The sequence below is a fragment of the Brenneria nigrifluens DSM 30175 = ATCC 13028 genome (assembly GCF_005484965.1).
Taxonomy (GTDB): domain Bacteria; phylum Pseudomonadota; class Gammaproteobacteria; order Enterobacterales; family Enterobacteriaceae; genus Brenneria; species Brenneria nigrifluens.
In genome coordinates this window covers 2,020,490-2,042,869 of record NZ_CP034036.1, presented here as the reverse complement: position 1 = coordinate 2,042,869, position 22,380 = coordinate 2,020,490, and the positions used below count along the sequence as shown (strand labels likewise).

Below are 22,380 nucleotides of genomic sequence, written 5' to 3'. Positions count from 1 at the left end.
AGCATTCCTTTTACTTCGTAAGCACACGAGTGATAATAGTCAGCGCCTTGCTGAACTGATCGTCGGGAATGGTCAGCGGATGCAGGAAACGAATCACGTTGCCGTGCACGCCGCAGGTCAGCAGCAGCAGCCCCTGCTGCAACGCTTCCTGCTGGAAGCGCCGGGTGATGTCCGCCGAGGGTTTACCGGTCTGCGGATCGTTAAATTCCGCCGCCACCATCGAACCCTGAGCGCGAATGGCAGCCAGCGCCGGACAGCGCGGCTTCGCGTTTTCCAGCGTTTCCACCAGCGCCGCTCCCAGGCGCTGTGCCCGCTGACACAGTTTCTCTTCGTCGATCACATCCAGCACCGCCAGCGCGGACGCCACCGCCAGCGGATTGCCGGCATAGGTGCCCCCCAGACCGCCGGGCGCAGGCGCGTCCATCACCTCGGCGCGGCCGACCACGCCGGAGATGGGAAAGCCGCCGCCCAGGCTTTTCGCCATGGTGATCAGGTCGGCCTGTTCAGTATAGTATTCCATGGCAAACAGCTTGCCGGTGCGGGCGAAACCGGTTTGCACCTCATCGGCGATCAGCAGAATGCCGTGCTGGTCGCACAGCTTGCGCAAGGCGCTGATAAATTCCGGCGGCGCAATGTTAAAGCCGCCTTCTCCCTGAATCGGCTCCAGCAGAATGGCCGCCACCTGATCGGCGGCGATATCGGTATGCAGCAGACGATCGATGCTTTCCAGCGATTGTTCAACGCTGATGCCCTGCTGCGCGTTGGGATAGAGCGCATGGAAGATGGAGCCGGGGAACGGACCGAAACCGGTGGAATACGGCGCCACTTTCCCGGTCAGCGTCAGGGTTAACAGCGTGCGGCCGTGGAAGGCGGCGCCAAAGGCGATCACGCCGGGGCGTTTGGTGTAGGCGCGGGCGATTTTCACCGCGTTTTCCACCGCTTCGGCGCCGGTGGTGAAAAAGGTGGTTTTCGCCGGCCCGTCGATGGGCGCCAGCGCATTGATTCGCTCGGCCAGCGTAACGTAGCTGCCGTAAGGCACAATCTGATAAGCGGTGTGGGTAAAGCGCTCCAGCTGTTCGCGCACCGCCGCCAGGATTTTCGGGTGGCGGTGGCCGGTATTCAGCACGGCGATCCCGGCGGCGAAGTCGATAAACTCACGGTCTTCAACGTCCCACAGCGTGGCATTTTCCGCGCGGGCGGCATAGAAATCGCACATCACACCCACGCCACGGGGGGTGGCGGCCAGACGACGTTGATTTAATTCTTTATTACTCATTTTCTGCTCCGATTCTGAAAACACGCCCACATTCATTGACGACCTCGTTTCGGTCGTGATGTACGCCGCGGCCCACATCTTTTCTGTTGCTATTTATGCGCCGGATGGTTCTATAATCCAGAGCCAGTTTTTAATATTTAAGGGATCCACTTTTGCGCTCGCTATTAACCGACCTGCTGCTCCAGCGTTTGAACAATCATCGGGAAGGCACGCTGAACAAGCGTCTGTACGACACTATCCGGCTGGCTATCCTCGACGGCGCCCTTGCCGCCGGCCGCCGGCTGCCCTCTTCGCGCGATCTGGCCGGCGAGCTGTCGCTGTCGCGCAATACCGTGCTGGCGGCCTATGAACAGCTGCTGGCGGAAGGTTTTATTGAAGCGCGCACCGGCAGCGGTACTTTCGTCACGCATCAACTGCCGGACGGCAATATGCCCCCGGTGCGCGATGAAAGCGAGAACCTGTCCCGGCCGCCGGCGCAGGAGTTCTCCCGCCGCGGGGGACAACTGCTGGGCTATGCCGGCGCCTCCGCCCGCCAGTGGGGAGCCTTTATGCCCGGCATTCCCGATATCGCCGGTTTTCCCCACGATCTATGGCGCAGAATACAAACCCGGCTAAGCCGCCGGGTCAAACCCGAACAGCTCTCTTATTCCCCCATCGGCGGCTGTGCGGAACTGCAACTGGCGCTGGTGGACTACCTGCGCATGGCGCGCTCGGTGGAGTGCGCGCCGGAGCAGATCCTGATCACCGAAGGCACCCACCAGGCGATGGATTTGCTGGCGAAAATGCTCTGTAATCCAGGCGACGTCGCCTGGATTGAAGATCCCTGCTATTGGGGAACGCGCAACCTGTTGACCATTAACGGGCTGCGGGTGGTTCCCATCGAGGTGGATGAACAGGGAATGGCGCCGCCGGACGCCGTTGCAGCCCAGTCGATACCGCGGCTTATCTGCGTGACGCCGTCTCATCAGTATCCGTTGGGCGCGGTGATGAGTCTGGCGCGGCGCCAGCGTCTGCTGGCGTTGGCGCAGGAACAGGGTTGCTGGGTGGTGGAAGACGACTATGACAGCGAATTCCGTTTCTCCGGCAACCCAATCCCCGCGCTGCAAGGGCTGCAAACCCAGTCGCCGGTGATTTACATCGGCACCTTCAGCAAAACGCTCTATCCGGGGCTGCGCGTCAGCTATATGGTGCTGCCGCCGCAGTTGGCGCGGGAGTTGAAAATCGCCCATGCCGAGCTCTATCGCGGCGGCCACTGGCTGACCCAGGCCACGCTCGGCCAGTTTATCCGCGAAGGGCACTACGCCGCCCATATCCGCCGTATGCGGCTGCTCTATGCCAGACGGCGCGCCATGCTGACCGAACTGATCGAACAACAGTTGGGGGCGGAGTACATCGGCGACAACAGCAACGCCGGGCTGCATATGTTGCTTAAGCTCCCGGCCGACGTCGATGATGTGCTACTGAGCGCCCGCATCCTGCGACGCGGGGTGATGGTCAAACCGCTTTCCAGCTACTATCTGCGGCCGACCACTCAGCGCGGATTACTGCTGGGTTATGCCTGCGTGGAAGAGAGTAAAATGGCGCAGGCCTTCGCCGTTATCGCCGAAAGTATCCGGGGGCGGAAAACCGGCGATTTTCCCGCCTGACGCCGGCGATTTTTACGCTCCATTATGGTGCCTGCCCGGCCGCACCTCTCCCCATAATGGGGCAATACGCCCGCTTGCTTTTTTAGGCGGCGGTTTCAAGCGCCTTGTTACGCTCGATTTTAGTTAAACAGGCATGATTTATGCATAGAAGGAGAATAAGACACGTCACCGCGAGATAATGGAATTAATGATGAGTACCTATGTCAGCTTCAAAAACATCCAGAAAACCTACGATGGCGATCGCCTGGTGGTAAAAAACCTCAATCTGGATATCCAGGAAGGCGAGTTTCTTACCCTGCTCGGTCCTTCCGGTTCAGGAAAAACCACCAGCCTGATGATGCTGGCCGGGTTCGAAACTCCGACGCAGGGCGAAATCCTGCTGCGCGATACCCCGCTGCATCACCTGCCGCCGCACCAGCGCGGCATCGGGATGGTATTTCAGAACTATGCGCTGTTTCCTCATATGACCGTGGCCGAAAACCTGGCGTTTCCGCTCTCCATCCGCCGCCTGAGCCGGGTGGACATTAAGGAAAAGGTCGACCGCGTGCTGGATCGCGTCAAGCTGACCAACCTGGCCGATCGCTATCCGGCCCAAATGTCCGGCGGGCAACAGCAGCGCGTGGCGCTGGCGCGGGCGTTGGTTTTTGAACCCAAGCTGGTGCTGATGGATGAACCGCTGGGGGCATTGGATAAACAGTTGCGCGAACATATGCAGTTGGAGATCAAAGAACTGCACGAGGCGCTGGAGCTGACCGTCGTCTATGTCACCCACGATCAGAGCGAGGCGATGACCATGTCCAATCGCGTAGCGGTATTTAACGACGGCATTATTCAACAGATGGATAATCCCAACGATATTTATGAAAAACCGCAAAACACCTTTGTGGCGCAGTTTATCGGCGAAAACAATACCCTGATCGCCACCCAGGCCGGCGCGGAAGGGAACTTCTACCGCGCCACGCTGGATGACGGTACGCAGTTGCAGGCGCTCAAGGTACGCCCCAGTTCGCCGGGCAGAAAAATCGCGCTCTGTATCCGACCGGAACGCATCCGCATCAATGTGGAAAATCCCGCCGCCGGCGTCCAGCAGGTCAAAGCGCGGATCCAACAGTTTATTTATCTGGGCGATCATGTGCGCATGATGACGGAGGTGGCCGGCCAGCCGCAGTTTATGGTGAAGCTGCCCGCCAGTGAAGTCCAGCCGCAGTGGAAACCGGGTTCGGAAGTGGCCCTGTCCTGGCACCCGGAACACCTGCGCGCGCTGGATGTGATCACCACGCATTAATCGAAAACAGGCTGCCGGCCGACGGGAAGCGGTTGGCGGAATACGCAACGGCGAGTCGCGCTGATAACAATAATGCCGGTATTATCACCTTTGCCGGCACTCACCTCTTCATTTCAATTCCTTTTATTCCCGATAGTATCCCTCTTGAGCAGGAGCATAAAAAGCGCCTGTGTAATGATTTAACTATCGCAATTGTAACAAAGGAACTGATTACGATGTCTTGTGAATATAACTTATCGCCATGCGCCAAGATCTTCTACCGCCCTATTGAAGCCTCGATACGCTGGAGCGGCTTAACCCAATTTGAAGCGCAAATAGTAAATGAGCTGGGAAATGACATTCTCCTTTTCCCGCCTGCGCTAGCAAAAAAATGGCCGACCCTGTCTTTAAACACCGAAAGGATCGTTGACGCCCTGATTAATGGCGAACTGCGTTACAGCAAACAAGGCATTGCATGCACGGAACCGATGCAGCTCAACGATGTCCGTCTGACCATTCGCCATATCGATCTCAAAAACTGGATGATGACATATTATCCGCATGAAAAACCTGATTTTTTATTTAATCCGCTGGAGCAGAAGCTCTATTCGTCGGTTACCGCGGATACGGTGCAGATTTTGCTTGCCGAGCTGGAAACCACACGGATAAAAAGCAAGATGCTGCAAGAACAATTGACATCGATACAGCAGGAATATCATTTGCTAAAAGAAAAATATGCCATGCTGACAAAGTTAAATCCCTCCGCTATTTCCAGCGAACGCAGTGAAAATACCTATTTAATTATTATTGGCGCCCTGCTCGCCCTGCTCTGCGGCCAATCGCCGTCCGGTAAGGCTTATTCGGTGTTCAAAACGCAGGAGGCTATTATTTCCGCGTTGATTGCCTATTACGGTGAAAAAAGAGGGATTTCCAAAAGCACGCTGGAAAGTAAATTCGCGGAAGCCAGACGACGCCTCAATTATACCTAGGCTTCACCCTTACCGGGGTCCGTCTCACCTTAATCAGGGTGATAGCGCCCCGGCTTTTATTAATAGTAGATATCCACAATGATGCTTTTGTCTTGCAGGAATCTACTCCTATGCGCAAACAACCATCCATTTCCTTATTCTTCATTATCCCGCTATCTGGCTATAAGCGCGTCCTGGCGAATACGCCAACCACCATCGCCCTGGCCGCCGGGTATCTGTTTTTTGCTATCGCGCTGGCCGGTATCGCGACCGACAAAAGCTTCGCTTTAACGCCGGGCGAATCACGGCATCTGCTGGAGAGAACCGGTTTCGGCGTCACGCCGCAAGAAATTGCACGCTTGCGGGACATGACGCGCGAACAGGCCGTCGATGACCTGCTGACGACCCTGGACGCCCCGTTTTATACCCGCCCTCCCGCTTTTATCGCCGAACCTTATCCCGATTACTGGGCGGATGGCTGGATGGAGCAACAGGTGATCTTCCGTCGAGTCAACGAACTCAACCAATTACAGGCGTGGTGGATACAGGAAATGATTCTGACCCCCGCGCCCTTTGCCGAACGGCTGACCCTGTTTTGGCATAATCACTTCGTGTCCCGCTTTGACAACACCCATATCACCGCGCCTTTTTTTGATCAGCTAAAGCTGTTCCGTACCCTTGGCAGTCAGAATTTTCGCACGCTGACCCGGCAGATCCTGAGGGACCCCATGATGCTCAGCGGCTTGGATAACACCTCCAATACCCGGCAAAGGCCAAATGAAAACCTGGCGCGGGAATTGATGGAGCTGTTTACGCTGGGGATCGGTCACTACAGTGAAAACGATGTGAAACAGGTCGCCAAAGTGCTGGCCGGGCACGGCGTCAATGCCGATGATCAATGGCGATATCAGTTTACCGCCGACAATGCCGTACCCGGCGATAAAACGGTGCTCGGAAAACGCATTAGCGGCACGCCGTCAGAGCAAATCGATCAATTGGTCGATATTCTCCTTGCCCAGCCTCAGACGGCCAACCGGCTGGCCGGCAAGTTCTATGCGGAATTCGTGGCAACACAGCCGGACCCGCAGGCGATCGCCTCTCTTGCCCAAACGCTGCGGGAGAACGATTACGCGATAAAACCCTTTTTGCGCGCGCTATTGCTCAGCCCGGCCTTTTGGCGGCAGCAAAATCACGGCTCGCTGATCAAATCGCCACTGGATCTGGTGATTGGATTTTCCCGTACCTTTGCGCTGAATTTACCCGACCAGCAGGTTCTGCTCGATTATCTCGCCAGGCTGGGACAAAGCCCTTTTATGGCCCCTTCGGTCGCCGGCTGGCGCAGCGGCACGCAATGGCTGAACAGTAAAAGCCTGGTGGAGCGCACGCGGGTGCTGCACCGCCTGTGGCAAGCCGTAGAAAACCCGGGGAAGTCCCATGACGATGATGGATTATCCATTCGCTTTTCCTCCGAGCACGCCGGGCTTCCCGTGCGTTTTATCATCATGGCCGACGATAAAAAAATTGCCGCGGTTACCGCAAAACTGGGGGTTAACACCCGCCAGGAGCTGGGTTCCAATGAACCGGGCAACCTGAAGCCCATGTGGGAAACCGTCGCCATTCCTCGCCATAAGCTGCCCGATAACCCGCAAACCATCGCCATAATCATGGATGCGGAAGAGCCCGGCGCCAACCTGTTCGTCAACTGGATCGCCCTGAGCGGTTATCGTTTTTCGCCCGGCCAAGCGCGCTGGATCATTCCCGACGGCTCCGCGTGCCGGGCCGATTCGCCGCTTGGATCATTCTATTGCAATCTGGCGCTATCTTTCGATGTCACCCGCCCCATCGATACCGAGCGGGCAACGCTGGAAGATCGGCAAACGCCGATTAATTCCAATATCGAGTACGGCACCGGGCGCCTGCAAACCCGGCTGGCCGGCGAAGGCAAACCGACGCCGGCATTACGGCGGCCGGCTCCGTCCCACATCTTGCCTCCCTATCTGCTGGCAACCGCGCCCTTTATGGCGCCCAAGCCGCCGACGGCGGCCTCGCAATACGGGCATGACGCGATTAAAGCGCTGACGCTCGATCCAGCCTACAACCTGAAATAAGAGGACGATACCATGTCAAATTCGTTTATGCCGGCCCGCCGGAGGCTGCTCTGCGGACTCAGCGCCGGATTATTGACCTCAGCCTTACCTTTGCGCGGCTTCTCCGCTGGCGCGCTGCCCGCGAACAAGCATTTGATCGTGGTAGAGCTGTTTGGCGGCAACGACGCGTTAAATACGCTGGTGCCGTATCGCGATCCGCTATATCGCCACTATCGCCCCACGCTGGCGCTGGGTAAGGATGAACTTGCGCCGCTGACCGACGAACTGGCTTTTAATCGCGCCTGGGCCGGACTGGCGGATATTTTCCAGCGCGGGGAATTGGCCGTGGTACAGGATGTCGGCTATCCGTCACCCAACCTGTCTCATTTCGGTTCGGCCGCGATATGGGCGCAGGGTACGGATTCCGCAGTGCTTGAATCAGGCTGGGCCGGTCGCGTACTGCGCAACCGCCCGCGCCCGGAAATGCGGCATGATGCGCACGGCATCGTGCTCTCCGGCGATCAGGATTTACTGCTCAGTCCGGATATTGAGGTTCTTGCCATGCAGGATAGCCGCGCCTTTCTTAATCACGCCCTGTCTCCGCTGCCTGAGGTGGAAAGCTACCGGCACAATCCTGCCGCGCTGCACATCCTACAGGAGTTGGCCAACACCAACACGCTGAACAGGCGCATCCGCAATAAACTTCGCGGCAACAACCGTTTTATGGCCTGGTTCACCCGGGATGGCTATACGGAGCCGCAAAACGCGCAGGCGGCGACCCTGCTGTGGCTAATCGAAAACGGCGTCCGGGCGCCGTTATACAAAATCAGCCTCTCCGGTTTTGATTTACACGCCAATTTACGCGGCGCGCATGAACGTCTGCTGAGCAAGGTGGAAACCTTGTTGCTGGGATTGCGCCGGGGATTGAGCGATATCGGGGTGTGGCAAGACAGCCTGATTATGGTGCATTCGGAATTTGGCCGCCGACCGCAGGAGAATGCCTCATCGGGGACCGATCACGGCACCTGCGGGCCGATATTGCTGCTGGGCGGCGGCGTTGGCGGCGGTATTTGGGGAGAACGCAGTTCGCTGGAGGCGCTGGATGCGAACGGCAATCCAGGCTTCAGTACCGATTTTCGCGCGGTGTACGCCGCCATCACCGATCGATTCTGGCAATTGCCGCAGACATCGGCATCCGGGCAAAACATTACGCCGCTGCCTATTCCACTTTAACGTCGGCGCCAGATTCCTCCACTCTCGCTAATAAGGAATGACTTGCAATGGAAACGAACATCACCCACCGCGACATGGCAACCCGCTGGGAAAGTCTGTACCGACGCCGCCAATATTGCCGGGAAAACACCAGCGTCAGCGGCGCGCTGCCGTGCGCGCAGGCCGATATTCTGATTTGCCTGACGTTATACAACGAGCCGGCGCCGATGCTGGCGGAAACGCTGGCCGGACTGGTCAATAACCAGTTGCATCTCATTCGGACTTTCCCCGCCCGTACACCCAGGATGGTTATCTGTATCCTGCTTGATGGTGTGGCGAGCGCCCATCAGTCGACGGTCGAGCTATTGCAATCGCTGGGGCTGGATCCACGCCGCACCAACGCCGAGTCGACGCCGCAAAATCGCCTTACCCTGCAGGCGCGCACTATTCCCGCCTCCCGGATTTTGGCTGATTGCCACTACCCCGCGCCGGCGGATAACGACCACGACATCAGCATTATGCTGGCCGCCAAACGGCATAATGCCGGCAAACTGGACAGCCATGCCTGGTTTTTCTGGGGCGTGGGAGACCATGTTCAGGCGGAGTTCGCGATGCAGATCGATACGGCTTCCGTTCCCGAGCCCGATTGTCTGGCGCAACTGCTGCGGCATATGTGGCGCTCTCCCGCCTGTTCCGCCGTCACCACCAGGGTCGTGCTGCCGCCTCCTCGCGGGTGCGATGCGGCACAAAACTGGCAATACGCCGACTTTTTGTGGGAAAAAGTCAGCGATTGGGCCATCGGCAACGCATTACACTATCTGGAGGTGGTTCCCGGACAATGCAGCCTGATTCGCTGGAGCAGCTTTTGCGACAATAACAGGCAGCCGCATGCGCCGGTAGAGACCTATCTGCGCGGCCTTGAACCGCAAGGACTGCTGGAGCACAATCTCTATCTGGCGGAAGACCGGGTATTGGGTTTTGAGCTTGTCAGGCACCATCAAGGCAGTTCGGTGCGCTATCAGCCAGCGGCCATTGTTCGCTCCGATCCCTCGCCAACCTTTGCCGAACTCGTCCGCCAGCGGCGGCGATGGATTAACAGCACCATCGCCGCCCGGCTGCACTCCCTGCGCGAGTTACCCGGCGTACTGAATCAAACGTCCATTTCACCGTTGCGCCGCTGCGGCATACTGCTCTCCCTGTCCTGGGGGCTGCTACAGCTTGCCGCGCAGTTTCTAATGCCCGCCTTTATCGCCCTGTTGCTCGCCGCCGGCGTGGGCGGCGTCGCCCGCCATCTCCCGCCTTACGCTGCCTCCGCCGCCCTGTCGGGCAGCGGCGCGGCGTTGCTGTTCCTGACCTTGTGGAGCGGCACGCTGTTTATAAGCAGCAAGGTCGGCGTCAACTCACCTTATGGCGTCCGCTGCCATATTGCCGTCATGTCGTTGCTGGCGGGCTTGATGGGCGCCGCCTGGTTGCTCACATTGATGGAAAGCTCATGGCAGAGCCTCTTACTGCCGGGCGCCGCGTTACTGCTTATCTGTATCGCGCTTCTCCTTCACTCCCTGGCTTACCTACGACAAATCGTGCGCTGGCTTCCGCTCTACCTCTTTTTGCTACCGGTTTTCAGTTTATATCTCACCACCTACTCCATCGCCAATATCAGCGATATAAGCTGGGGGACGAAAGGACTGACGGCAAATCCGAGCGATGAAAAAAAGCGGCGGCAGTGGTCGACGGCGCGTAACAGGGTGCTGTTCGGCTGGAGCGTCGGCAGCTTTGCGCTGGCGATACTCTTTTTGCTGGCGCTCCCACAGGCACGGTGGATATTCGCCATTCAGCTTATCGCCGCCTTTTTCTTTGTTCGCATCATCCTATCGGCGGCGGTCAGTATCGCTTCGTCCGTTTACCAACGGGTCAGCGCCAGGGCGATGACGGGGCCGGGCGAGGCGGCTCCCGCCACTTATCAGGGCCCTCGGCTGTCCCAACGGCCGGACAATGCCCCACTGCCCATCGTCAGGCCGATATTTCCCGCTTTTCATACCCTGGGCGGCACGATTGAGGCCTGTCTCGCCAGCGGTATTGTCACTAACAACGGTCCCTATGTTCGCCAGTTGGAAACCCGCCTGTCAGCGTATCTCGGCGTACCTACCCTGGTATTTTGCAACGGCGAGCAGGCGCTGATCGCCCTGCTGCTGGCGGCGGATGTACGGGGCAAAGAGGTGATATTGCCCTCCTTCACCTTTGCAGGCACCGCGCATGCCGTGGTTATGGCGGGCGCGCGGCCGGTATTCGCGGATATTAAAAGTCCGGACTCGCCGATGCTCGACGTCGGCGATATCGAGCGGCGCATCACGGCGGATACCGCCGCCATCCTGGCCGTGGACGTTTACGGCTACGCCAGCGATTACCTCGCCCTGCAACAGCTGGCCCGCCGTCACGAACTGCGCCTGTTTATCGACAGCGCGCCGGCATTCGGCACCACGGTTAACGGCCGGCAAACCGGGGGATTCGCCGATGGGCAGATCTTCAGTTTCCATGCCACTAAACCGTTCAACACTATCGAGGGCGGCTGTGTGTGCAGCCACGATACGGCGCTACTGCGGCGGGCATCGGCCATCCGCAATTTCGGACAGGACGCCGACGGCGCCGCCTTTACCCTAGGTTTTAACGGAAAAATGAGTGAAATCAACGCCATTATAGGACTGGCGCAGTTGCCTTATCTGGCGCAACAGTTACAATGCCGCCGTCAGGCCGCCGCGCTGTTGATGGCGGGCATAACCGCCATTCCCGGCCTTACGCTTTGTCTGCCCTCCGGCGTTCAAGATCCCGTCTGGCAGTATTTGCCCATTATGGTGGACCCAGCAATTTACGGCATAAGCCGGGATGAACTACAGGATGCGATGCGACAAAAAGGCATCATGGCGCGTCGCTATTACTCTCCCGCCTGCCACAAAATGCCCGCCTATCGGCATTTCGCCCAAGGCGCGCTGCCGCGAACGGAGTTGTTGGCAGACCGCGTGTTAGCGCTGCCCGTCTACAACGATATGCAGCCGCATGAGTGCGAACGCATTCTTGCGGCCCTGAAATCCCTCTCTCTTATCGCGACGCGGCGATCCATTGTGAAGGAAGCGAACCTATGAACAGCACTATTCTGGTAGCCGGCGCGGGAGGGTATATCGGTATTCCGCTGTGCCAGCTGTTGGCGCGGCACGGATATCGCGTTATCGCGCTCGATCGTTTTTTCTTCGGTCCCTTTCCGCATGAATTGGCCCAAGCGTTAAATATTAACGTACTGCGCGGCGATATCCGCGATATCACGCCGGCGATGTTTAACGGCGTTGATGCGGTCATCGACCTGGCGGGATTAAGTAACGATCCTGCCGCATTGCTATCCCCTGATATCGCCTATTCCATCAACTACCAGGGAGCCTGCCACCTGGCCCGCACCGCCCGCCATGCGGGCATCCGCCGCTATGTTTACATGAGTTCGGCATCCGTCTACGGTCGTGCCGGCGCGGCGCCGGCAACGGAAGATAGCCGCTGTAATCCGCAGAGTCTTTACGCGCAACTTAAACTGCAGGTGGAACAGGCGTTAATCGGCCTGAGCAGCGGGGATTTCCAGCCGGTAATATTGCGCAATGCCACGGTTTTTGGCTTGTCGCCCCGTATGCGCTACGACCTGTCGGTCAATATCATGACGCTGATGGCGATCAGGGAACAACGGGTCGTCATTGATGGCGATGGCCGCCAGCAGCGCCCTTTTATTCACGTGGCGGACGTTGGCCGGGCGGTGTTGCTGGCGCTACGGCTCGACCTGAATGGCCTATCCGATCCCGTATTCAATATTGGCGGCGATGAGCTGAATCATGACATCAACGGTATTGCCGCATGCATTGCCGCCGAGATCCCGGCTATCAGCGTGATACATCGTCCGCAATCATCGGACAGCCGCGACTATAGACTAAGCTTTGAGCGGGCGCGGGAACAACTGGGTTTTTTACCAACGAAAAGTATAGGGGACGGCGTCAGAGAGATAGCCCATGCGCTGCTTGACGATCGACAGGCCGGAAGCCAGCCCACCTGTTTTACCGCTCAATGGTATCTCAGCCTGATTGAATGGGAAAAACGCCTGCAATCCTTAATCCTTAACGGGCGTATTCTGTAGCTGCGCGCCTATGCGGCGCTATCGATAAAACCGTTCCTTCCGCGCAAATTACAGAGGGAACGGTTTATTTTTTCTATCACCAGCTTATGGACTAGCTGCGAACCTTACGATAGATCCACAGCACCACAATGGCGCCAATTACTGCAACCACGAAGCTGCCGAAGTTAAAACCGTCTACCCGGCCAAAGCCAAAGAAGGTACTGATATATCCCCCGACAACCGCACCGACAATGCCGAGGATTATAGTCAGGAAAAAACCGCCTCCGTCTCTGCCTGGCATTAGCCATTTAGCCAAAATACCGGCAACCAACCCAAAAATAACCCAGGACAAAATTCCCATAACAACCTCACTTTTCCTAATTCCATGATGGGTTTATCTACAAAATTACCCACGCAGACAAGACGCGATACTAAGTATAGACAAGGATTATCAATCAGGGAGCAATATTCGATATTTTGCTAACTGATTGATTACCTTATCACCATCAACATAGCCTGATCGCTCCCGGCAACCTGTTAAACCAATTCTAAACCAATCCTAAACAAAGCCGGTATTTATAGCCATTATCCTAATTATCGCCATATTGCTCTCGTCTAAACTGGATCATTACAGTATTTTCCTGCTGTTTAAACAGCGGTTGACTGAGGAACGACATGAAGAAAGCCAGTAAAGAGCGATTTATCGGGCTGGAATGGCTGCGATTTCTGCTCGGTTGTTACGTGATGATTTATCATACGGTGCACATTTACCCGCAGCGTGAATTTGTCCCGTTCCTTAGTGAATTGACCAGTATGGGATTTTTCGCCACCAGTACGTTCTTTGTGCTATCCGGATTTCTGCTGGCCCATGTCTATATCAAAGACGGCCGCCTGCGTGAGCCCGCCCGCCATTTCTGGGCCAAACGGTTATTCAATATTTATCCCATCCATATTATCGCGCTGGCGGCGTCCATCGCGGTTGTGATGCTGATGCAGTGGCTTGCGGTGCCGCCGGAAGGTCAGGTCGCCAGCGCCCGTTTCGTGATTTACGATACCAACGATCCCGCCGCCGACCCGGCCTCGCTGCGCCACTATATGACGGATGCGCAGTTGGCCTTTAACAGCCTGCTGCAATTGTTGATGCTGCAGGCATGGAACCCCTATTTCCTGACTTTCAATGCGCCGCTGTGGTCGCTTTCCACCCTGTTCTTTTTCTATCTGACCTTCCCGCTGCTGGGACCCCGTCTGCTTAACAGCCGCCACCCCTGGCTGTGGATGGGCATCATCTGCCTGCTATACCTGCTGCCGCCGGTCTGGGTGATCTGGCAACAACAGTACGGCATGCCCTACACCGGCCTGCTGCAGCGCGGACCGATCTTCCGCTTGCCGGAGTTTCTGGCCGGTATTCTGGGCTACGCCCTCTTCCGGCACTATCGCCAGAAAGCACGCGCCCCCCTGACCAGGGGGCAACGCTACGGCGTGGCGCTGTTTATCAGCGCCAACTTTATTGTCGCCACCTGGCTTTTCACCAAGGGCGAAGCGTACTGGTACTTCCTGTTGCATAACGGATTACTATTGCCGTCGCAGGTGGCGTTAGTGTGCATCAGCGCTTTGGCGCGCGAGCCGAACAGCGAATGGCTGCGCCACTGGTCGCCGCGGCTGGGCGCCACATCGCTGTCGATATTCGCTCTGCATGTGCCGCTGTTTAATTTATTCCGCACCGTTGAACAGCTGGTGCGCGGTAATCCTCTGGCCTGCTTCAGCAACTGGGATCAATGCATTGCCGCCGCCGGGCAGGTCCAGCTGTCCATAACCGGCTATGTTATTTTCCTGCTCTCCACCTTGGCGCTGTGCGTGTTGTTCCAGGAACGGATTGTTTCCCCCATGCGGAAATTCCTCACGGCGCGTTTTCTGGAGCGCAAGCCGTCATCCTGCTCGCAGGGCGCCGCCTGAGTCTGCAACAGCTATAGCGCGAAATGTGATCAACATCGCGTTATAGCTGTTAATCATCAATCGTATCTTTTATAACTATTTACATTCTAATCAATGATATTTTTTGTCTAGAGCATCCCCGCAAATCCTGTTAATGTTTGCCGTTCCGGGCTGAACCGGTTCGTTTTTTTCATCGGCCGGACGCTGCTGTAAACGGCGTCTTTCGAAACTTGTCACTACTGTTTATCTGGCAAAATGACACTATCCAAATATGCAATATCTTCCCTGAGTCTGGTTATCGCCCTCGCTTCAGCAGGCATTACGCCAAGCCGCGCCGATACCGTTTGGCTAACCAACGGCGACCAGTTCACGGGTAAAATCACCCTGCTTGACAGCGGCAAATTATTTATCACCACCGATTACGCCGGGGAAATTTCCGTTTCCTGGGACAAGGTAAAAACCTTTGAAACCGACCATGGTCTGGTGATTCAGGGGGAGCGCTATCGCGAAGGCGAACTCTATCCGGTCGTTAAAGCCGGGGAAAACCGCGCCATTGTCGCCACGCCGTCCATTTCCAGCGACGCGACCGGACCGCAGACGCTGCAGCTTTCAGAGATCACCTCAATCGTCGCTCAGAAGCCGCTGGTGAAAGACTTCGCCTGGAAAGGCAATATTGACGCCGGAATGTCGCACAAGAAAAGCTCCACCGAAACCGATAACTACGATGCGACCCTCAGCACCCAGGCGCGGCACGGAACCTGGCGTCATAACATTGACGGCAGCTACCATCTGGCAAAAGAAAACAGTGTGGAAAGCACCAGGAATGCCTCTGGCGAATACGCGCTGGATAAATTTCTTGATGAGCACTGGTTCTGGCAGGGGCGCTACCAGTACAAACGCGACTGGATCGAAAGTATTAAAATCAGCCGTTCATTCGGCCTCGGTCCCGGTTATCAGTTCTGGGATAACGATCTTGGCGCTTTCTCGCTGACCTCGCTGGTCAGCGCCCAGACCTATGTCTATCAGGATGAAGCGCAAGGAGAAGATAACTTCTACTCCGGCGGCGTCAAATGGGACTACAACCGATTTCTGTTCAGTAAATCGGTGGAGGCCTTCACCAGCGGCGAACTGGGCCGCTCCTTTGATGCCACCGCGCCGTTTTATCTGAAAGCGGACGCCGGCCTGCGCTTCAAACTGACCAATTGGTCGTCCATGAGCATGAAAGTGTCACGCACCCGTATCGAAAGCGATCAGGGTAATGTCAACGATACGCTGTATACCTTGGGCGTGGGCGTCGGCTGGTAATTCGCCGCGTTGTGGTCTGCGGACGGTCGGCGCACGCTGTCGCCGCCGTCTTTTCAGCCGTCATGCTCCTGGCTATCGGCCGCGGGCTGCTGCTGTAGCATACGTACCAGACGGGCCAGCTCGCTTAGCTCGTCATCCGCCATACCGTGGTTTTGCAACTCTTGTTCCAGCGCAAACAGATACTGCGCGTTGGTTCCCAGCGGGCCGCTGGCCTGGGCAATCAGCGGCGCAACCCGGTGAATACAGGTGTCCTCTTCAACCAGCGGATGCCCGGAGGCGGAAACAAACACCAGAGCGGTGACAGTGTCACCATTTTGCCGCTGCAACTCACACCACTCCGGGCGGTAACACCCGGTCAGCATTTCACGCTTCCACAACAGCTCTAAATCCTCACGCAGCGAAGCTTCCGCCAGACGAAAGGCCAGACCGGTGGTCTGCCCGCCCGGCTGCAGCGCCAGCATGCGCCCGGGGCGGCCAACCGTGCCCCGTCCGGCCGTCAGCCGCAGGCAAAAAACCCGGTGCCAGTCGTGAAGCGTCGCCAGACCGGCTTCTTCGGCGTCAAAAACCGGATTCCACATCAGCGAACCATAACCGAATACCCACACCGGGCTTTTATCAGGGCGTCGGGCCAGCGTCTGCGCCAACGAATCGGCTCGCTGCTGCGGCGTAAGTAATAAGGTTTCCTCAATACGGCCAAAAGACGTTCTACAATCTGCTTTCTGCAAAAAATCACGTGTTAACACGACTTCCCCGCTCCCGGACCACATACCGTTTTCTGCCAATCAAGGTCTGTTGTCGTGCCATCCTTGAAGCCCAACACTGTCGCCTGGTTAATTTTACGGCAGTAATGCCTTGAGGTTATTCATTTTCCGCCCGGCAATCAAGTCAGATGACGAAGCAACGCGGATATTGTCGTTTTTGTCCAAACCGCGATAAATTAATCTACACTGGATGGGGGAAACAACCGATAAGGCGGCAGCGCGGTTAATCGTTTCCGCGGGTTGCCTTATCCTGCAGAGGCCGTGCGGGTCGGCAGCATAAGAACCGTCAATGATATGAGCGGAATAAGCTTTATGCTGTTTCTTAATGGCGAGAAGGGTTAAAGAATGAGGATTATCGCCACAAACGACGCGATATAATCAATAACGCTGAAAACTAGTCATAAAAAATGTATTTAATATTATTATGATAGAGAGAAGATTATTATATTCTCCCCTTTGGTTTTAATTTCGCTTTCAAGCGTAAAAATCCGTAAAAAAGCCGCGAATCATCCTGAAATCTGGTAATCTTACACCATCTTTTTACGCTATAAACACTTTTTAGTAACGTTTTTATCATAATTCCGCTGGATAAGGAGAACCGCCGTAATGAAGTCTTACTCTGAGGTTGTCAAAACCCGTCATCAGGAATATTCACTTATCCTGCCGATAGTCTCTCTGATCGTTCTGTTCCTGTGGGGGGACACACAAGACTTCCTCGCCATTCTGGGTATTAATTTACTGGCCTTGGTCGGTATCCTTTTCAGCGCCTTCAGCGTTGTCCGTCATGCCGATGTGCTGGCCCACCGCTTAGGTGAACCCTATGGTTCGCTGATCCTCAGCCTGTCGGTGGTCATCCTGGAAGTCAGTCTGATTTCGGCCTTGATGGCCACCGGCGACGCCGGACCGGATCTGATGCGCGACACGCTCTATTCCATTATCGTGATCGTTACCGGCGGTCTGGTCGGTTTCGCGCTGCTGCTGGGCGGCCGCAAGTTTGCCACGCAGTACGTCAATCTGAGCGGAATCAAGCAGTATTTAATGGCCATTTTTCCGCTGTCGGTTATCGTGCTGGTTTTCCCCAGCGCCCTGCCCGGCGGTAATTTCAGCGTGGGGCAATCCCTGCTTGTCGCGCTGATTTCCGCCGTGATGTACGGCGTATTCCTGCTGATCCAGACCCGCACTCATCAAAGCCTGTTTGTCTATGAACATGAAGACGAAGGCGACGATCCGCATCACGGCAAGCCGTCGGCGTACAGTTCGCTATGGCACTCGGTATGGTTGCTGATCCACCTGATTGCGGTTATCAGCGTCACCAAGATGGACTCGCAGCCGCTGGAAGCGCTGCTGACGGAAATGAATGCGCCGGCCCAGTTTACCGGCTTCCTGGTCGCCCTGCTGATCCTGTCGCCGGAAGGACTGGGCGCCATCCGGGCGGTGCTGAGAAACCAGGTGCAGCGGGCGATGAATCTGTTTTTCGGCTCGGTGCTGGCCACTATTTCACTGACTGTGCCCGCCGTAACCATTATCGCCATGCTCACCGGCCAGACGCTGAACTTCGGCCTGGATATGCCGCATATCGTGGTGATGCTGACCGTGCTGGTGTTGTGCCATATTACGTTTTCAACCGGCAGGACCAACGTGCTCAGCGGCAGCGCCCACCTGGCGATGTTCGCCGCCTACCTGATGACCATCATGCTCTAATCCTTTCCTTTTTTCCGGCGACGCGTAGCGGCGTAGCCGGATTGCAAAATCCGTGTTTTCTCTTGATGTATATCTGGATCTTCTAAGAACAACCGGCGTATCGTATATAACGCATATCTACGACGGACCCAGCCGGCCCGCCATTTGTTTTTCTTTTTATTGGTTCTTTCTTAGATGAAAACGCATGGAATTAACGGCATTAAACCGTTTAGCGCGCTTATTGAAGCGTGCTGGCGCGAAAAATATACATTACAACGACTTACCCAGGATATTATAGCCGGCACCACGGTTGGTATTATCGCTATCCCTCTAGCCATGGCGCTGGCGATCGCCAGCGGGGTTCCTCCTCAATACGGGTTATATACGGCGGCCATCGCCGGGATCGTTATCGCGGTCAGCGGCGGCTCCCGCTATAGCGTTTCAGGTCCCACCGCGGCCTTTGTGGTGATTTTGTATCCGGTATCCCAACAGTACGGACTGTCGGGACTGCTGGTCGCCACCCTGCTCTCCGGCGTATTTATGCTGCTGATGGGAGTATGCCGCCTGGGGCGGCTGATCGAATATATCCCGCTGTCGGTCACACTGGGCTTTACCTCCGGGATCGCCATTACCATCGGCACCATGCAGATCAAGGATTTCTTTGGTCTGCAGATGGCGGTTGTGCCGGAACACTACGTTGAAAAAGTCGGGGCGCTGGCGCAGTCAATACCCACCCTGCAACTGGGCGATACCCTGATTGGCATCACCTCGCTGGCGGTGTTGATCGGCTGGCCTAAATTGGGCATCCGTTTGCCGGGACATCTGCCCGCCTTATTGGCGGGCGTTGCGGTGATGGGGATCCTGTCGCTGTTTGGCGTTGAGGTGGCGACCATCGGCTCCCGCTTCAGCTATCTGCTGGCCGACGGCACTCAGGGCCAGGGCATTCCCCCTATTCTGCCGCAGCTGGTTCTGCCCTGGGACGTCACGACGCCGGGCGGCCGGGCCATGACCCTCGACTGGCAAAGTATCTCCGCCCTGCTGCCCGCCGCGTTTTCCATGGCCATGCTGGGGGCGATTGAGTCCCTGCTGTGCGCCGTGGTGCTGGACGGCATGACCGGCAGAAAACACAATTCCAACGCCGAACTGATGGGACAGGGCTTCGGCAATATTATCGCCCCGTTCTTCGGCGGCATCACCGCCACCGCCGCCATCGCCCGTTCGGCCGCCAACGTGCGCGCCGGAGCGACGTCGCCGGTGTCGGCCGTCATCCACTCGCTGGTGGTGCTGCTGGCGCTGCTGGCGCTGGCGCCATGGCTATCCTATCTGCCGCTGGCGGCGATGGCCTCGCTATTGCTGCTCGTCGCCTGGAATATGAGCGAAGCCCACAAGGTTATCGATCTGCTGCGCCACGGGCCGAAAGACGACATTATCGTTATGCTGCTGTGCATGTCGCTGACCGTATTGTTTGATATGGTCATCGCCATTACGGTGGGGATTGTACTGGCGTCGCTGCTGTTTATGCGTCGCATCGCCCGGATGACCAAACTGAGCGAACTACCGGAAACCCGCGCGCCGCATCAGTTGGTGCTGCGCGTCAACGGCCCGCTGTTCTTTGCCGCCGCCGAACGCATTTTCAGCGACCTGCTGGCGCGCAGCCAGGATTATCAAACCATTATCCTGCAGTGGGATGCCGTACCGGTGCTGGATGCGGGAGGGCTGAATGCCTTACTGCGTTTCAGCGACACATTGCCGGCAGGCAAGCACCTGATTATTACCGACATTCCCTTCCAGCCGTTAAAAACGTTGGCGCGGGCGAACGTCCACCCGATAGCGGGACGTCTCAGTTTTTACGCTTCCTTGGCTCAGGCGCTTGAAGCTACCGCCGAAGAGAGCAAGGCGGCGAAATAAGCGGGCCGAGGAGTTATACAAAGTTCGCTGCCGCCCACTTCCCGGCCTCCACCTTGCCAGGGGGAGGTGTTTTTTAGCGCGGCGCGAGACGAACCGACAGGCGCTCATCCGTTGGGTTAGCGCCTGCGGGTCGCCGCTCTCCTCACCGTTAAACCCTATCATGCAAGATTGTTTATTCAGGTATATTGTCACGGTTTACCGTGGATTTTTCAGCCTGTTCAGGAGCATTGATTGTGGCAATTTTTCCTTCCGCCCCCGTATTGATTACCGGCGGCGCCCGGCGCATCGGCCTTGCCTTGGCCCGTTCGTTTCTGGCGCGGGGTATTCCGGTTATCGTCAGCAGACGTACGGCTTATCCCGAGCTTGAGGCATTGACGCAACAAGGCGCCATCTGCCTGCCCGCCGATTTCTCCACCACCGAGCAGATTTACGCCTTTGCCGCCCGGGTCAAAGCGTTGACGCCGCGCCTGCGGGCCATTATCCACAACGCCAGCAGCTGGCAGGCGGAAAGCGCGGATATTCCACCGGAAAAAACGCTGGCGGAAATGCTGCAGATCCATGTTTACACCCCCTATTTACTTAACCAGTTGCTGGAGCCCTGCCTGCGCGGTCAGGGCGTCGCCGGGGCCGATATCATTCATCTGACCGACTATGTGGTGGAAAAAGGCAGCGATAAGCATATCGCTTATGCCGCCAGTAAAGCCGCGCTGGATAATATGACCCGCTCGTTCGCCCGCCGGCTGGCGCCGGAAGTCAAAGTCAACGCCATCGCCCCCGCGCTGATCATGTTTCATCAGCATGACGGCGAGCAGTATCGCCGGCAGGCGCTGGATAAATCTCTGATGAAAATAGCGCCGGGCGAAGAGGAGATTGTGCGGCTCGTCGACTATCTGCTCGCCAGCCGTTATATCACCGGAAAAACGCTGGGGCTTGACGGCGGCAGATCGCTGCGCTGAGAGCCGCGCTTTAACACTCGTTTACGCTCTTCATATATGGCAGCGATGCCGAAACCGGAAAGCGCGGTGGATGCGGACTGGGGCTGGCCATCGTCCAGGCCATCGCCCGCGCGCATGCGGGAACCATCGCCGCGCACGGCAGTCCGCTGGACGGCGCCCGTTTTCGTTTTTGCTTGCCTGTGAAAGTCGCCGCCCCGCTGAATTATCGCTCCGGCGGGCAGTCGGTCTCCCCGCGGCCGATCTCCGGCTGCCATAAAACCTGGAGACGCTGAGGATCGGCGCCCAGCAGTAGCTTATGGATCATGCCGGCAATCTGTTTACCGACGCTGGTGCGGGTATTCTGCACGATCGGCGTCACGGCGATATCAAGCAGCGTGTCATCCGGCAGGCCGTCATACGAGATCAGCGATATTCCCTGTTTTCCCAGCAGGCCCGCCTGTTGCAGCGCGCTGGCCGCGCCGTCTCCCAGCATATTGCAGTCGGTGATAATCGCCGTTGGCGGCGCCGCAAGCGCCAGCAGGCGCCGAGTCGCCTGATAGCCGCCGCGACGGTCGGGTTCCACCTGCTGGATATAATCCGCCGGTTGCGGCAGCGAGCGCCCGGCCAGCGTGTCGATATAGCCTTGCAGACGCTGCTCCACATAAGAGAGCCGAGCGTCGGTGCCCAGAAAAGCGATGCGCCTGTGCCCCAACTCCGCCAGTCGCGTTACTGCCATGGCGGAGCCCGCATAGTTATCAAAATCAAACCAGGCATAAGGTTGGGATAAATTGCTGCGTCCCAGGGCCAGAAAAGGGAATTTCTGCTGCTGCAGATAGTCCAGACGGTGATCTTCCGGCTGGGTATGGGCGACGAGCAGCGCATCCACCCGGCGGGTTTCCACCAGACGGGTAAGCGAATGGTGGGTATGATCCCGCTCGTCTGGAATAAGCAGCAAATCGATGCCGAATTTCGCCAGTTCGATGCCGATCCAGCCGATCATCTCCAGAAACGTCGAATTGTTGAGTACCCGCGGCCGCGAAGGGTACGCCAGCGCCACGGCGTCGGTTTTCCCCATTTTCAGGCGCCGGGCCAGCGAATTAGGCTGATAGCCCAGGCGTTTGGCGGCTTCCACAATCCGCTCCCGCGTCGCCGCGGCGACATCGTCATAGCCATTCAATGCGCGACTGACGGTGGTGGAGGAAAGCCCCAGTTCGTTAGCGATCTTTTTTAATGACATAGTCAACCCGGCAACTGATGTGATAAGG

The 22,380-nt window shown here is 57.1% G+C and carries 16 protein-coding genes and 1 pseudogene; 13 read left to right on the top strand and 4 right to left on the bottom strand.

What is annotated here, in order from left to right; all coding sequences use genetic code 11:
- Positions 1–10: 10 nt before the first annotated feature.
- Positions 11–1,276 carry a 4-aminobutyrate--2-oxoglutarate transaminase gene (locus EH206_RS09390; protein ID WP_040343795.1) on the bottom strand — a complete coding sequence of 422 codons (1,266 nt, stop codon included), beginning with the start codon at positions 1,274–1,276 and terminating at the stop codon, positions 11–13.
- A 152-nt stretch (positions 1,277–1,428) separates the two neighbouring features.
- On the opposite strand from EH206_RS09390, the gene pdxR reads away from it, so the two are divergent.
- The 7 genes from pdxR to EH206_RS09355 all read left to right on the top strand — a co-directional run bounded on the left by pdxR (position 1,429) and on the right by EH206_RS09355 (position 12,615).
- Positions 1,429–2,922 (top strand): MocR-like pyridoxine biosynthesis transcription factor PdxR, encoded by a 1,494-nt coding sequence (gene pdxR, locus EH206_RS09385; protein ID WP_009112536.1) that lies wholly within the window; start codon positions 1,429–1,431, stop codon positions 2,920–2,922.
- Positions 2,923–3,112: 190 nt separating this feature from the next.
- Positions 3,113–4,207 (top strand): ABC transporter ATP-binding protein, encoded by a 1,095-nt coding sequence (locus EH206_RS09380; protein WP_009112535.1) that lies wholly within the window; start codon positions 3,113–3,115, stop codon positions 4,205–4,207.
- Between the two features lie 32 nt (positions 4,208–4,239).
- On the top strand, positions 4,240–5,175 hold the full coding sequence (locus EH206_RS09375) for a hypothetical protein (protein ID WP_232216579.1): 936 nt from the start codon (positions 4,240–4,242) through the stop codon (positions 5,173–5,175).
- Between the two features lie 110 nt (positions 5,176–5,285).
- The gene (locus EH206_RS09370; RefSeq protein WP_009112533.1) at positions 5,286–7,262 is read left to right on the top strand and encodes a DUF1800 domain-containing protein; all 1,977 of its coding nucleotides are present in this window, start codon (positions 5,286–5,288) and stop codon (positions 7,260–7,262) included.
- Positions 7,263–7,274: 12 nt separating this feature from the next.
- Positions 7,275–8,474, top strand: a complete 1,200-nt coding sequence (locus tag EH206_RS09365; RefSeq protein WP_009112532.1) for a DUF1501 domain-containing protein — start codon at positions 7,275–7,277, stop codon at positions 8,472–8,474.
- 47 nt (positions 8,475–8,521) lie between these two features.
- Complete coding sequence (locus EH206_RS09360) at positions 8,522–11,590, top strand: aminotransferase class I/II-fold pyridoxal phosphate-dependent enzyme (RefSeq protein WP_009112531.1); 3,069 nt, start codon at positions 8,522–8,524, stop codon at positions 11,588–11,590.
- A complete protein-coding gene (locus EH206_RS09355; RefSeq protein WP_009112530.1) occupies positions 11,587–12,615 on the top strand; it encodes an NAD-dependent epimerase/dehydratase family protein in 1,029 nt (342 codons plus the stop codon). The genes EH206_RS09360 and EH206_RS09355 overlap by 4 nt, the downstream gene beginning before the upstream one ends.
- A gap of 91 nt (positions 12,616–12,706) precedes the next feature.
- Here EH206_RS09355 and EH206_RS09350 read toward each other — a convergent pair whose 3' ends face one another.
- The gene (locus EH206_RS09350) at positions 12,707–12,955 is read right to left on the bottom strand and encodes a GlsB/YeaQ/YmgE family stress response membrane protein (protein WP_009112529.1); all 249 of its coding nucleotides are present in this window, start codon (positions 12,953–12,955) and stop codon (positions 12,707–12,709) included.
- 314 nt (positions 12,956–13,269) lie between these two features.
- On the opposite strand from EH206_RS09350, the gene EH206_RS09345 reads away from it, so the two are divergent.
- Positions 13,270–14,547, top strand: a complete 1,278-nt coding sequence (locus tag EH206_RS09345; protein ID WP_009112528.1) for an acyltransferase family protein — start codon at positions 13,270–13,272, stop codon at positions 14,545–14,547.
- A 234-nt stretch (positions 14,548–14,781) separates the two neighbouring features.
- The gene (locus tag EH206_RS09340; protein WP_009112527.1) at positions 14,782–15,831 is read left to right on the top strand and encodes a DUF481 domain-containing protein; all 1,050 of its coding nucleotides are present in this window, start codon (positions 14,782–14,784) and stop codon (positions 15,829–15,831) included.
- Between the two features lie 53 nt (positions 15,832–15,884).
- Here the strand turns inward: EH206_RS09340 and EH206_RS09335 are convergent, their stop codons facing one another.
- Positions 15,885–16,574: a gamma-glutamylcyclotransferase gene (locus EH206_RS09335; protein ID WP_009112526.1), complete on the bottom strand. Its 690-nt coding sequence runs from the start codon at positions 16,572–16,574 to the stop codon at positions 15,885–15,887.
- Positions 16,575–17,198: 624 nt separating this feature from the next.
- Between EH206_RS09335 and chaA the strand changes: the two genes are divergently transcribed.
- The 4 genes and pseudogenes from chaA to EH206_RS23385 all read left to right on the top strand — a co-directional run.
- Positions 17,199–18,293, top strand: a complete 1,095-nt coding sequence (chaA, locus tag EH206_RS09330) for a sodium-potassium/proton antiporter ChaA (protein WP_009112525.1) — start codon at positions 17,199–17,201, stop codon at positions 18,291–18,293.
- 174 nt (positions 18,294–18,467) lie between these two features.
- Complete coding sequence (gene dauA, locus EH206_RS09325) at positions 18,468–20,180, top strand: C4-dicarboxylic acid transporter DauA (RefSeq protein WP_009112524.1); 1,713 nt, start codon at positions 18,468–18,470, stop codon at positions 20,178–20,180.
- Between the two features lie 233 nt (positions 20,181–20,413).
- Positions 20,414–21,136, top strand: a complete 723-nt coding sequence (gene folM / locus EH206_RS09320) for a dihydromonapterin reductase (protein ID WP_009112523.1) — start codon at positions 20,414–20,416, stop codon at positions 21,134–21,136.
- A gap of 65 nt (positions 21,137–21,201) precedes the next feature.
- A pseudogene (locus EH206_RS23385) lies at positions 21,202–21,408 on the top strand (ATP-binding protein); the annotation flags it as partial.
- Here EH206_RS23385 and EH206_RS09310 read toward each other — a convergent pair.
- On the bottom strand, positions 21,339–22,352 hold the full coding sequence (locus tag EH206_RS09310) for a LacI family DNA-binding transcriptional regulator (RefSeq protein ID WP_040343110.1): 1,014 nt from the start codon (positions 22,350–22,352) through the stop codon (positions 21,339–21,341). The pseudogene EH206_RS23385 and the gene EH206_RS09310 overlap by 70 nt on opposite strands.
- Positions 22,353–22,380: the final 28 nt, after the last annotated feature.

Bases quoted from the DNA above. Each gene is read 5' to 3' on its own strand.
- EH206_RS09390 (WP_040343795.1), bottom strand. From the start codon at position 1,276: ATGAGTAATAAAGAATTAAATCAACGTCGTCTGGCCGCCACCCCCCGT.
- EH206_RS09380 (WP_009112535.1), top strand. From the start codon at position 3,113: ATGAGTACCTATGTCAGCTTCAAAAACATCCAGAAAACCTACGATGGC.
- EH206_RS09370 (WP_009112533.1), top strand. From the start codon at position 5,286: ATGCGCAAACAACCATCCATTTCCTTATTCTTCATTATCCCGCTATCT.
- EH206_RS09365 (WP_009112532.1), top strand. From the start codon at position 7,275: ATGTCAAATTCGTTTATGCCGGCCCGCCGGAGGCTGCTCTGCGGACTC.
- EH206_RS09360 (WP_009112531.1), top strand. From the start codon at position 8,522: ATGGAAACGAACATCACCCACCGCGACATGGCAACCCGCTGGGAAAGT.
- EH206_RS09355 (WP_009112530.1), top strand. From the start codon at position 11,587: ATGAACAGCACTATTCTGGTAGCCGGCGCGGGAGGGTATATCGGTATT.
- EH206_RS09350 (WP_009112529.1), bottom strand. From the start codon at position 12,955: ATGGGAATTTTGTCCTGGGTTATTTTTGGGTTGGTTGCCGGTATTTTG.
- EH206_RS09345 (WP_009112528.1), top strand. From the start codon at position 13,270: ATGAAGAAAGCCAGTAAAGAGCGATTTATCGGGCTGGAATGGCTGCGA.
- EH206_RS09340 (WP_009112527.1), top strand. From the start codon at position 14,782: ATGACACTATCCAAATATGCAATATCTTCCCTGAGTCTGGTTATCGCC.
- chaA (WP_009112525.1), top strand. From the start codon at position 17,199: ATGAAGTCTTACTCTGAGGTTGTCAAAACCCGTCATCAGGAATATTCA.
- dauA (WP_009112524.1), top strand. From the start codon at position 18,468: ATGAAAACGCATGGAATTAACGGCATTAAACCGTTTAGCGCGCTTATT.
- EH206_RS09310 (WP_040343110.1), bottom strand. From the start codon at position 22,352: ATGTCATTAAAAAAGATCGCTAACGAACTGGGGCTTTCCTCCACCACC.